We start from the raw sequence: 11,995 nt of genomic DNA on the forward strand, positions 1-11,995 counted from the left end.
CATTTAAAAAATGCGGCTGTAATCATTGATGATGCGGCGATCATTATGCAAAACTGAAACGGATGCCCGTGGCAACTCCGGGAAAAGGGAAATATCCTGTACCACAGGAAAACCAAACTCCATAAAGGCCGCTTTCTCGGCTCACGATGAGGATTTTTCTGCCAAGACCTCCTGTCATGGGTCTATGGAAGCCGCAATGTATTGCTCCGGTGGACGCTGGTCGGCATCAATCAGAGTTCGTGGCCGATAGTTGAACTCGGGATCTTTCCAACGCATCCAAACACTCGCATCCACAGTAACGTTGACAGCTGGTTTTCCTTTATTCCCCTTGTCGAACTTTCTGAAGTGCCGACCATCGCCCGAGGCCCGAAGCTTTCGGAACCATGCATAAACCCCTTTCAGAAAATCCCTGAAGGAATCCCGTGGTTTGGTTTTCCACGCATCCTCTGAAGCAACAAACCCGTCCAGCTTCAAGCCCGCGCTCGAAGCCTTCTCCATCATCCACTGCAAAGGAATGTCGGCAAGCAAGTCCCCTGAGCCATAGCCACCGCCTACATTCGCATGAGCACCGATAAACCAACGCTGCTCAACCTCCTGGTTTTCCGGCTTCTTCTGCCCGTTTTCGCCAGTCCACAGCGGCACATCGTAGGCGGCTCTATGTTCATCCAGTGCAACTGCATGGTATGCAAAATTGACAATACTCGAGAGCTCGGTGTCATGCCACGAATACTTTCCATGCTCGGAAAGGTTTGTTCCCGGAATACCCAGTGCTCCGACGGTATCCCATACACCTATGAAGTGAACCCTCGGAGTAAGGCTGTAGTTGTTCCTGAATGCCTTGCACTCGTCGCAGTCCGGTCTCAAGCCCTTGTCTCTGTAGATGCGCTCTGCCTTATCCAGCAAGCTTGGAGTGACGATGCGCAGGAGCCCGCATTTTTGTATTAAACCAACAAGACTTCTTGCCGTATATGCGCCACGACTGAATCCAAAAATCCAAATTTCGTCTTCACTGCTGTAGCGTTTTGCGAGCCACTCGTAACCCTGTAGCAGGTTTTTGCTTAGCCCAGAGCCAAAGACGCCTCCCCTGAAACGGTCGAACCTACCAGTACCGACACCCGGGTCATAGAAAAATCTCTGCCTCAAATCGCCATCATATTCACGGGTCAGCCCCGCGATACGAAAAACATTTGTTTGGTCTTCTGGATCGTTCCAGGTTCCGTCGAATAGCAGAATCAATCTCTGTTTTGTCATAGAGCTCCACTACTGATTGTGTGGCTTAACGTCGCTAATCAGCCGCGCGGCTTTTGGCATCGGCTGGATTAGCCTTGTTGGGCTTAAGCTCGATGAGCTGTTTATTTTCAATTCTGTAGATAGCGGTTCCTGTTTTTGACGGGCAGCACATTGGGTCATTGCTGGCGTACTCTTTAGTTTGAAGTGTGATTTGTTTATTTTCTACCGTGAACTTCGCAAAATCAACAGACCGCCAGCCCTTGCCTCCAACCGGTGAGTAACCGACCAACCTATATTTCGAAATGTTTGATACGTTACGTTGCTGTGCCTCGCCTTTGCTTGGGTCGAATTTCCAACTTGGTTCAAATATCGCAAGGTAGAAAGTGTAGTTGTTGCCGCCATTGAAACCTTCGACAGTAAAAAATACCAGCGCCATACCTGCCTTGTCTTTGACGTAGTGAATCTGTCTCGCCTTGCGGTGTTCGCCGGCATTGGTGTCCAGAAGGAGGGCTACGAGCAAATCGGTTGCACCATCAACCGTCCGATCGCTGGCGGAGACAGTAGCAGACGTGGACAGAAACAAAACTAAGATACTGATTTGCAGGAATCGCATATGTCCTCTGATGGAGCCCAACGTAAAGTTCACCTGCAAGCCCAACTTGAGCGGCCGCAGGCCGCGCAAGTTGGGCTTGTCAGGTGCAACGGTAAGTTATACAAATTTATTCATCTTCAGATTCATTTTCCACATTAAGAACCAGACGGAATTCTAGGAGTGAGCTATTTGTAAATCCAGAAATGAAAGCCTTTTGCGCAATATTTTTCTGTTTTCGTGATTGGCATAGTGAGAGCATTTGATCAAATAATTCTTCAATCTCACTTTTTTGAGTCAGATCATACGGTAATGGAAATATTTCATACTTACTGAATATTCTTTGCAGTTTAACTCGATTTGTTAATAGTGTTTCAACTTTTGATTCAAAGCTTTCAAGTGGATTATTCTCGGATTCAACTATTAAATCATTTTGTTCCAGATGCCTTAGATCATTCAATATTCTTTCTTTAATGGTTGGAAGTTGTTGATTAAGTTCTGTGCGTAGTTTTGTGCAAAACTCATCAAATCCTTCTTGATCTAGTACTGTTTCAAGTGCTGAATTGGGAATCCAGTGGCCCAGGTAAGTTTCTATACCAAAGCGTCTCCTTAAGTTTTCAGTGTTTTCTAAATGCGCAGGTTCGTAGTTAAAATCAAAGTAGCGTTTACTAATTGTTGCTGTGTCAATATTAAAACCAGCATTTTTAAACAGCTCATCACCAATTCTTGACTTTCCATTTTCGTTAAGTTGATACCGAACTGAAAGATAACGCCCGAGATCATCTAACCACTTATGAATAAATGCACCTTCGTGCAGTAATGCATATTTAAAATTGTAAGATTCTTGAGATCGAAAAACTTCGAGCTGGTCTAGTTTAATGATTTTCAATTTATCGAGTTGAGTCACGAATTCATTTAGTATTTCTGCATCCTGTGAGTCTAATACTGATTCAATATTACCCGATGAAGCTGTTAAACCAGCCCCCGTAAGATTTGCAGAACCAACGACAAGGCTACCTTTATTTAGCAGACCATCTTTCGTGTAAGATAATAATGCATATGCTTTCGTATGGAATAATACACTAGCTTCAACGGCAAATATGAATATTTCAGGTAGATTCTGATTTAAAGATAGTTCCTCTAGTGGCTGCTGCCCTATGCTTATAGCAGTTTTCCTATCAATATAAATGTACACACTTTTTATGTTGATGAGGGTTTGTAGCTCTCTGATAAGTTTTTCGGCTGCATCGGGTGAAAAATAGCAGGAAGTTAAATAAAGCACATGACCGAACCGTTTGTCTGCTCCTTTGGTAAGAAGTTGAACAATTTTGGTTTTCTTGCCTTTGTTAATATTGATTAAGTCGCTCATGATCCGTAGTTTTCCTGTATAACAGTACAATAAATGGAAATTTTCCATGTTATCCGTCCCTATATCTGGAAAAATTTCCGTTTATTCTGATATTCAAGGGCAAAACATGGAAAATCCTGTTCAGCCCTTATCCGTTTATCCCAAAAAAACCTGATTTTCCATGTATTCCGCTATCCAGCCCCAAAACATGGAAAAAAGGCCGGAATACCCTCCCCATCATTTTCATGCTGCAAGTTTTCAGGGGCGGGTTTTCTTTCCCTATCCCACCTTTCCTCAGCCCTGAAACGATGTTTTTTCCTTATCCTGCCTCTTTTCCCATGGCAAGATTTTATTTCCGATCACCGCATTTTCCCTCACCAGAAACTCTCCCCCCCTGCCTTCCTCGCATCCTCAGGCGAATTGATATTGATAAATGATTTCAGATCATCATCGGCTTCCCTCAGCAAAATTTCCGGAACAAGGCCCTTCTGCTCCCCTGTAAAAATCCACTGCACCTTGCTTTTACCCTCAAGGATATGGCTTTCAAGGACAGGAAGGCCGTCCCTGTGATAGGCGGCGCACAGGGGTTCCAGATGGTTTTTTCCATGGCAGGGAAAAAGGGCAAGGAGGGGAGGATGCATGTGGGAAAGCACAAGGCGGATCAGCTCCGGCCGTATGAAGGGCATGTCGCAGGCCACCACAAAAATGATATCCGTTTTCGCATGAAAAAGGCCTGCATGGATGCCCGTGGCAGCTCCGGGAAGGGGGAGAACATCGGCAACCACAGGAAAGCCAAAATCCCCATAAAGCCCGGTTTCCCGGCTTACGATGAGGATTTTTTCGCCAAAAATTTCTGTCATGGGTCTGAGCACGGCATCCATGAGACGGCCCTCTCCAAAGGGAGCCAGGGCCTTGTTCCGCCCTCCGTAGCGGGTGCTGCGCCCGCCTGCAAGGATAACGCCCGTGCAGTCGTTTATCATGGTTTTTTACCGGTCATGGGTTTCCCTTAAATTTCCTGCGTCCGGCATCGAGAAAACCGCCTTCCCCGAGACTTGCCATGTCGGCCCGCGTGATGGGGAAATCCGCAAGGAGCCAGGGCAGAAGAAAGTCCATGGCTGTAGGCGCAGAATAGAGAGCCCCTGCGGGAACCCCGAGGATACGGGTGGAAGCGATGCGTCCGGTGAGCGTCATGGCTCCGGGAAGCACAGGAGCCCCATAGACCTCATCCACAAGACCCGCGTCCTGAAGGGCTTTTCGGGTCACATCATCGGGATCTACGGAAAGACCTCCGGTCACCACCAGCACTTGAACCCCTCCCTCCACCATCTCCAGGGCGGCTTTTGCGATCTTTTTTGCATCGTCCGGGCATATCCGGCTTTCCGTGACTTTCAGACCATACTCCGCCGCAAGGTCTTCCAGAATGGGCAGAAACCCGTCCCGAACCCGGCCTTCAAAGACCTCCGTTCCCGTCACAAGAACTCCCAGCCGTGAAAAAACATAGGGCGCAAGGGAAAAGAGCGGGCCTTCGGCCAAAACCTCCATGGCCCTGTCAAAGGCACTTTTTTCAAGGTAAAGGGGGATGGCCCGTGTGCCGCCCACCACCATGCCGGAACTTACAGGGCTTAAATTCCTGCGGGTGGCGCACATCACCCCCTCGCAGCGGTTAAAACGCATGAGGCGTTCCCGATCCACACGGAAAATCCCCCCCTGCTTTGCCGTGAAATCAATCTTTCCTTCTCTCGGAAAGGGAAGGTAGGTGATGCCGGAACCTGCCATTTTTTCCGCAAAGGCAAGGGCGACCTCGTTTTCATGGAAAAGGGCATCGGCACTGTTCTCAAGCCTCTTTTCTTCCACCCCGATTTCTTCCACATAGACCCTTTCCCTGCCCATGGATTTTAAAAGCTGAATGTCCGACTCCCCAAGGCTCTGGCCCTTCACAATGGCCGCTCCCTTGGAAACACCCGGCTCAATGCGGGTCATGTCGTGCAGGGCTTTTAAGCCCGCGGCCTCTTCCACGGGAAGGGCCTGCATCCCGGAACGCTCCTCCCGCAAAGGAAAAAAGGCCATCCTCCCCATGCAGGCCTCACAAGACCCCGGCTCCGATCCCCTGAAACTTTCGCCGCAGTCCGGGCAGGTAAAAATCCGGCCTTTTCTGGGAAAACGCTTCCGGTCCACAACAATCCGCTCGACCTTGTACAGCCCGAAACCCGCTTCGATGATTTCACTGAAAAGCCGTTTTTTATCCTGCTCCTTTTTGGGCTTCAGCTTCATGGCCCAGACATGGACTTCCGGCCACTTTTTGAGACGTTCCGGATCCAGAGCCACCCGCACTCCCTTTCCCGTATGCTTGTCATAGAAGAGAATGGCAAAACGGCCCGTATCCTCGATGCGCAGCCAGCCGTTTCCGATGGTGCAGGGGGTGAGTACCTGAATGGCATCGGGCAGGCAGGCCCTGGTTTCTGCAATGGCATCGTAGAGCCCCCCTTCGGGAAGGCTCTGAAAGGCCAGTTCCACCATGAAGCCCCCGCAGACCATGCCCGGAGCCAGATGACCGTGAAAGGCCCTGATTTTTTCCAGATAGGCTTCGATGGATAAACCCCGGATCTGCATGATCACAGCCCCTTTTCTTCCCCACAGACCTCAAGCCTGCAGGGTACAAAACGATGAAGGGGCGTTCCGATGGGATCCCGGTGGGTGTGCAGCGTAAGATCATTCACATTAAAGCCCCATTTCACCCCGTCATAGATCAGACCAAAGCCATGGGGAATCAGCACCATACCCGGCCGCACGTCCTCTTTCACCTCCAGCTCGCCTATGGCACTGCCCCCTTCCGTGACCACCCGGACGGTATCTTTGTCCTGAAGCCCGAGTTTTGCGGCCTCTTCGGGATGCACGGCAATGGTGCAGCCCCGCTTTCCCTGAATCCATTCCGGGTTACGCATCAGGGTATTCATGTTGGTGGAGCGGTGCCGCCCGGCATTGAGAACCAGAGGAAAATCCTCCGGCAGGGTCAGGGCCTTTATTTCTTCTTCTGCATTCAGGGATGCCGCCTTTTCCGCCAGCTCTTCAATGAAGAGATCGATCTTTCCGGAAGGGGTTTTGACTTCTTTCAGATTGTTTTCCGTATCCACCTTCCCGACCCAGAGCCCCTGGGGATGATCCAGCAGGGCCTGAAAGATCCGGTCGCCCATGTCAAAGCCCGTTTCAAATCCGGCACGGGCTGCATTTTTTCTGAAAGATTTCGGGGCCGTCATCATCATGCCCCAGAGGGCCGCAAGGGCCGCACTGTCCCAGGTTTTGCCCAAAGTTTTTCCCAAAATGAAGAGCATTTTGGAAAGGTGCTCCGGATGGTTTGCAATCCAGCCCATGAGTTCGGCCCCAAAGGTCATGCGGTCTTTGGATGCGGCTTCCATCACCTTTTCCGGGATTTCCGGAATCAGGCCCAGCCTGTCCGCAAGCAGGGTGAAAATCTGCGAGGCTTCAAGGCTTTCCCCATGGGGCTTTACAAGGGGCCTTCGCAGCTGGAAATACACTTCAGGATAGGTCCATGGAAAGAAGGTTCCGTCATAGGATTCATAGAAACTGCGGCAGGGCAGCACATAGTGGGCCAGACGGGCGCTTTCGCTCATGACCATGTCACAGACCACGAGAAGATCGAGGCTTAAAAAGGCCTTTTCCAGAGCCTGGGTGTCCGGCCAGGAGCGTAAGGGATTGCAGGTACTCACGATGATGGAGCGGATGCGGTCTTTGTGGTCGGTGAGAATTTCTTCGGGCAGGATGCTGCAGGGAAAAGACCCGGCTGCGGCAGGGGGCATGCCGGTAACGGCGGATTTCCAGACCTTTTCGCTGCGCTCATCCGCATGAAAGCCTAAGGGCATGACCATGCCGGGGATGATGTTGCCACCCCTTTGCCCGAAAATACCGCAGACAGCGCCCAGCACATTGAGGAGATAGGAGTTGAGGGTACTGTGCCTGCCCATATAGATGCCAAGATCCGGATGAAAGCCCCAGCGGCGGGTGGCCATGAGGCGGCAGAGTTCGTACACGGTTTCATGGGCAAGGCCGCAGACAAGAAGGGCAGCCCGGCTGTCAAAATTTTCAAACCAGGGGCGGATGCGCTCCCAGCCCTCGCAATGGGCTTCAAGGTATTCTGTTTTCTCCCAGCCTTCCTGCACCAGAATGGCGATCATGGCCTTGATGAGGAGGGCATCCGTTCCGGGCCGAAGGGCAAGGTGGATATCCGCAATTTCAGCGGTTTCGCTTTTTCTGGGATCCACAGCCACGAGAAGGCGCTGGGGATCTTTGCTGATTTCCTTCAGCACCTTAGGGGTCTTGGGCATCTGATGGCTCTGCATCCCGTTCCAGCCCCAGGCCACCAGCATCTGGGTTTCGTGCTCATCCGGGCCGGTGAGGATATACTGTTTCCCGAACATGCGGCCCTGCACCCACCAGGCTCCGCTGAACTCCTGACCTGCAGACGTGTAGAGATTCTGGGAACCGAAGGCCCGCATGAGGCTTACCCCAAACCCCGCTTCCATGTGGCCCCCCTGGGCGGAAGCTCCCAGATAGGCAAAGGAGCGGGGGCCGTGGGCCGCAAGGCCGGTTTTCAGTTTTTCCGCAATTTCCTCCATGGCCTGATCCCAGGAGATGGGGACAAAGGCATCGCCCACCCGTTTCAGGGGATGGGTGAGACGATCCGCAGGATACTGATGGTAGAGCACATTCAGCCCCTTGCGGCAGGCATAGCCCTCGCTTCTGGGGTTGTCCTTGTCCGGCCGCACTTTCACCATCCGGCCTTCCTCCACCAGAATTTCCAGCCCGCAGTTCTGGGCGCAGAGCACACATCCTGTCTTATGCCAGTCTCCCATGAAATCCCCCTTATTTAAGGCCTTGGCCTTCTTTGATGAAAAACCGCCTGTACGTACAGCCCATCGCCATTCCCGAAAATTGCCTGATGGAGACAATTGCTACGCACACAAACCAAAACTATTCCGCACGCGTATCAATGTCAAGCGCAAATCCTCTCCTCTGCCAGAAACCGGGAGAACTCAAAGACTCAAACCCGAAACGCCATGAAAAAAGGCTGGGTTGCGACTGTTCAAAATAAAAATAACTAAATCTGATCATTTGTGTTTAATCTAGGTATGTCTCATACATTTTACACAACACAAGGTATCTGTTAAAAAACACTGAGTATTCGTTTCTACGGCGAGTTCCGCCGGATGTGAAGCCTGTGGAGAGATTGTGAGACCTGGAGGAGTATGCGGTTGCCTCATCGGCGTAAAACTCCTCACCATGGGGAGTTTTATTGGCGAAAACCAAGCCGTTCCTCTGGGCAGTCTCTATGAAGCAGGAAGTCAGCGCCAAAGCTACCTATGGGCAGATTGGGGTAGGTCTGACAGAACGGTTCCCCATATACACTTAAGCAAGAAACAAGACATCCGCCCCCTCTGATCCCGAAACTTTGGAAAACGTGGTCATGCGTTCCAGAAGAACATTGAGGAAACGGAAAACCGTATCCATTTCTTCGGGAGAAAAGCCTTCCTGCATCACCGCATTGAGGGAGGCCACCATGGGAAGGGCTTTTTCTGCAATGGTGTGGCCCGTATCCGTCATGTAGAGGCGAAACCCCCTGGCATCATGGGGGCAGGTCTTTTTGGTGATCAGCCCGTTTTTTTCCATGCGCTGCACAAGCCCTGTAATCCCGGAGCTTTTCAGAAGAATCCCCTCTCCCAGATCCTTAAGCAGGCAGCCGTCGTTCTCCCTGATATAGAAAAGGGCCACCAGCTGGGCGCTTGTAATCTCAAGTTTTTCCAGAAGGTACTGATCCAATCCATGGATAAACTTCGCATGCACACGGTGAATCAGGTAAAAAAGTCGTCGGTCGTTCATGATCCCATGCCTCGGGTTGCAAAAAAAGTACAGGCAGGAAAGCATTACAAAGGCCCCTGCCTGCCCATCCTCAAAAAATCAGGCCTTCTCAGAAACTCAAAGCCCGGTGCTGCGCCACTCGTATCAGGCCTTGATTCCCACAAGAATCCCGGATTCCGTGGGGCCCTTGTATGCCAGCCGATGAATTCCCGAAGCCCCCGCCTTTTCCAGCATCATCCGGATTTCAGACTCAGAATAGGATTGCCCTGCATCCGTCGCCACCAGCATATTGATGCTGAAAAGGGCTGCAAAAAGCGGAGCCGTGCGCAGATCTTCCAGAATGAAATCATGAATGAAAATCCGGCCTCCGGATTTTAAGGCTCCCATGGCTTTTGTCACAACCCCCTGGGCATCCTCCGGGCCTTCCCCATGAAGAATGTGGGAAATCCATACGGCATCAAAGCTTTCCGGCTCCGGCAGGTGGTCTTCGTGGAAATTAAAATCCCGGAAGCCAATACGGCATTCAAGGCCATAGCGGGCAATGATTTTTTCCGCAAAGGGCCTTGTGGTGGGCAGATCATATACCTCCGCCTGAAGGTGGAAATTTTCCATGCAAAGATGGATGGCAAAGGTGCCCGGACCTCCGCCAAAATCCAGAAGACGGTGACATCCGGAAAGATCCAGGGCCTTGGCAACACCCGGCGCAGTGGCCGAAGCAATGTTGAACATACCCATAAGAAAACTTTCCCGCTCCGCTTCTTCCGTAGCACCGCTGATGCGGGTTTCCACGGGTCTTCCCGTAAGAACGGCCTCTGACATACGGTTCCAGGGATCCATGAGAAAGTGGTGGTGCAGGATCATGTAGCCCACATAGCCGGGAGCCTCTTTCACCAGAAATTGTTCCGCAGCCGGGCTGTTGGCATAGAGACCTTCTTTTTTCACCAGAAGGCCCATGGCGCAAAGGGCATCCAGCAGAGCCACCACTCCCCGCAGATCCCCCTTCAGGGCATGGCAGAGAGCTTCAGCCCCTTGGGGGCCAGAAGAAAGAAGGGTGAATACTTCAAGCTTCACCCCCGTATGCAGGGTGCAGACCTGCCAATAGGAACCGGAAAGACGCAGAAGACTGCCGGGATTCCAGGTGTTTTCCATGTTGTAGACTCCTTTTTCTGTATCCGAATCTGAACCCGGGTCACCCCCATGGGCTCCAGATAAACAACCCCTCCCCCCATCCTTGGGAGACGAAAATTACAGTTCCTCCGGCAACACCGCCGTGACGTGATCAATGTCTGGTGCATCGGAAAAAAGCATGACCAGACGATCAAAACCTAAGGCATTGCCCGTGGCAGGCGGCATGTGATTGAGGGCCTCCAGAAAGACAGCGGCCTCGGGGTAGGGGCTTTTGCCCAAGCGCATCCTTTCTGCAGCCGCTTCCCGGAAACGAGACGCCTGCTCCTTTGCATCCACAAGTTCGGTGTAGGCATTGCACAGCTCCACGCCACAGATGTAAAGCTCAAAACGCTCAGCAAAGGCTGGGTTTTCCGGCTTGATCCGGGCAAGGGACGCTTCGGATGCGGGATACTCATAAAGAAAAACAGGTTTCTCCCGACCAAGCTCCGGCTCAATCTCAAGACCCATCACCTCGTTGAAGCAGCCCTTTTCCAGAGCCTCTTCCAGAGACATGCCCCCATAACGTAAAAAAGCGTCCGCAACGGAAAGCCTTTCAAAGGGCGGAGTCAGATCAAAGGGCCTTCCCTGCCAGGAAAGACGGGGGCCTTTTTTTAAACAACCTGCCACATGACAGAGGAGATCTTCTGTTTCCGCCATCATATAGCGGTAATCCTCCCCCTTCACATACCATTCCAGCAAAGTCATTTCAGGAAGGTGCCTTGCCCCCCGCTCCGCTCCACGAAAACAGCGGGCCAGCTGAAAAATCTTCTCAAATCCAGAAGCCAGAAGCTCCTTCATGGCCAGCTCCGGAGAGGCCTGAAGAAAGGCGCCGGAAGCGGCCACACAGTCGATGTGAACTTCCGGAGCCGGAGCCGGAATCCGCACCGGCGTTTCCACCTCCAGAAAGCCCCTTCTTATAAAAAACTCCCGGATGGCTGCGGCCATCCGCATCCGCGTTTCCAGATGGGGCCGAATCCGCGTTCTGCGAAAGACCTTGGCTTCCATGCCCAATGGGACTCCTTTCAGCAAAAAAATCCTGTCCGTTTTTCTCAAAGACTTTTTTTCAGATAACGATCCTCACTGCGATCCTGGAGATAGGCCTTGTCCGCTCCGGATGCCTTCCCATACCATTCTTCCCCTTGAGCCTTGCAGGAAGGGCAGGCATTCACGGGAATATGCACGCCGATGATGCGCCAGCCCCGGTCGGACTGACTTTCGATGCGGAAAGATCCGGCGCAGTCCGTGCAGGCCCGCAGCAGCTCCTTCTGCTTCTCATAAATGCCGTCCGTATCGTACATGATGGAGCGGGAGCGCTCATGAAAGTCCTTTTTGCCGAAAACCTTCCGGGAAAGCTCCGGCCCCCGCTGCTGCCACTGATCCATCACCCGCTCACAGACCTTGTGGATATACTGGATCGTGTCCCGTGATTCCCTCAGCCCTGCGGGATTGTAGTCCGGCTCCCGTACATGGCTGTAATCAAGGCCCGCCATGGCGAGGATGATGCCCGCATTCACATAGGGCAGGGCCGCCTCAATGGAATACCCCCCTTCCAGCACGGCGATGTGGGGGTTGAGAAGCTCCGTGAGCCTTGCATAGCCCTGGGCCGTGAAATTCATGTTGGTGATGGGATCGGAATAATGATTGTCCTGACCTGCGGAATTGATGATGAGATCCGGCTTGAAATCATCGAGTATGGGCAGGACAGCATTTTCCACCGTATAGAGATAGCCCTCTTCCGAGGTGTGGGGCGGCAGGGGAATGTTCACCGTGTAGCCTGCGGCATTGGGCCC

9 protein-coding genes and 1 pseudogene are annotated in these 11,995 nt (G+C 52.0%); all 10 read right to left on the reverse strand.

What is annotated here, in order from left to right:
- Window positions 1-174: 174 nt before the first annotated feature.
- Entirely contained in the window at window positions 175-1,251 is a 1,077-nt protein-coding gene (locus RBR60_RS12890; protein WP_320357424.1) for a DUF2235 domain-containing protein, read from the reverse strand.
- Between the two features lie 34 nt (window positions 1,252-1,285).
- Complete coding sequence (locus RBR60_RS12895) at window positions 1,286-1,843, reverse strand: hypothetical protein (RefSeq protein ID WP_320357426.1); 558 nt, start codon at window positions 1,841-1,843, stop codon at window positions 1,286-1,288.
- Between the two features lie 106 nt (window positions 1,844-1,949).
- Window positions 1,950-3,188: a restriction endonuclease PLD domain-containing protein gene (locus tag RBR60_RS12900; protein ID WP_320357428.1), complete on the reverse strand. Its 1,239-nt coding sequence runs from the start codon at window positions 3,186-3,188 to the stop codon at window positions 1,950-1,952.
- A 353-nt stretch (window positions 3,189-3,541) separates the two neighbouring features.
- Complete coding sequence (locus RBR60_RS12905) at window positions 3,542-4,147, reverse strand: molybdenum cofactor guanylyltransferase (RefSeq protein WP_320357430.1); 606 nt, start codon at window positions 4,145-4,147, stop codon at window positions 3,542-3,544.
- A 13-nt stretch (window positions 4,148-4,160) separates the two neighbouring features.
- Window positions 4,161-5,777, reverse strand: a complete 1,617-nt coding sequence (locus tag RBR60_RS12910; RefSeq protein WP_320357432.1) for an FmdE family protein — start codon at window positions 5,775-5,777, stop codon at window positions 4,161-4,163.
- A 2-nt stretch (window positions 5,778-5,779) separates the two neighbouring features.
- Window positions 5,780-8,035, reverse strand: a complete 2,256-nt coding sequence (locus RBR60_RS12915; RefSeq protein WP_320357434.1) for a molybdopterin-dependent oxidoreductase — start codon at window positions 8,033-8,035, stop codon at window positions 5,780-5,782.
- Between the two features lie 553 nt (window positions 8,036-8,588).
- The gene (locus tag RBR60_RS12920) at window positions 8,589-9,059 is read right to left on the reverse strand and encodes a MarR family winged helix-turn-helix transcriptional regulator (protein ID WP_320357436.1); all 471 of its coding nucleotides are present in this window, start codon (window positions 9,057-9,059) and stop codon (window positions 8,589-8,591) included.
- A gap of 123 nt (window positions 9,060-9,182) precedes the next feature.
- Window positions 9,183-10,187, reverse strand: a complete 1,005-nt coding sequence (locus RBR60_RS12925) for a methyltransferase (protein ID WP_320357438.1) — start codon at window positions 10,185-10,187, stop codon at window positions 9,183-9,185.
- Between the two features lie 96 nt (window positions 10,188-10,283).
- The gene (gene epmA / locus RBR60_RS12930) at window positions 10,284-11,210 is read right to left on the reverse strand and encodes an EF-P lysine aminoacylase EpmA (protein ID WP_320357440.1); all 927 of its coding nucleotides are present in this window, start codon (window positions 11,208-11,210) and stop codon (window positions 10,284-10,286) included.
- 44 nt (window positions 11,211-11,254) lie between these two features.
- Window positions 11,255-11,995 (reverse strand): annotated as a pseudogene (locus RBR60_RS12935) (histone deacetylase); the annotation flags it as partial.

The organism is Desulfobotulus sp., assembly GCF_034006065.1.
Lineage (GTDB): Bacteria > Desulfobacterota > Desulfobacteria > Desulfobacterales > ASO4-4 > Desulfobotulus.

Bases quoted from the DNA above. Each gene is read 5' to 3' on its own strand.
- RBR60_RS12890 (WP_320357424.1), bottom strand. From the start codon at position 1,251: ATGACAAAACAGAGATTGATTCTGCTATTCGACGGAACCTGGAACGAT.
- RBR60_RS12895 (WP_320357426.1), bottom strand. From the start codon at position 1,843: ATGCGATTCCTGCAAATCAGTATCTTAGTTTTGTTTCTGTCCACGTCT.
- RBR60_RS12900 (WP_320357428.1), bottom strand. From the start codon at position 3,188: ATGAGCGACTTAATCAATATTAACAAAGGCAAGAAAACCAAAATTGTT.
- RBR60_RS12905 (WP_320357430.1), bottom strand. From the start codon at position 4,147: ATGATAAACGACTGCACGGGCGTTATCCTTGCAGGCGGGCGCAGCACC.
- RBR60_RS12910 (WP_320357432.1), bottom strand. From the start codon at position 5,777: ATGCAGATCCGGGGTTTATCCATCGAAGCCTATCTGGAAAAAATCAGG.
- RBR60_RS12915 (WP_320357434.1), bottom strand. From the start codon at position 8,035: ATGGGAGACTGGCATAAGACAGGATGTGTGCTCTGCGCCCAGAACTGC.
- RBR60_RS12920 (WP_320357436.1), bottom strand. From the start codon at position 9,059: ATGAACGACCGACGACTTTTTTACCTGATTCACCGTGTGCATGCGAAG.
- RBR60_RS12925 (WP_320357438.1), bottom strand. From the start codon at position 10,187: ATGGAAAACACCTGGAATCCCGGCAGTCTTCTGCGTCTTTCCGGTTCC.
- epmA (WP_320357440.1), bottom strand. From the start codon at position 11,210: ATGGAAGCCAAGGTCTTTCGCAGAACGCGGATTCGGCCCCATCTGGAA.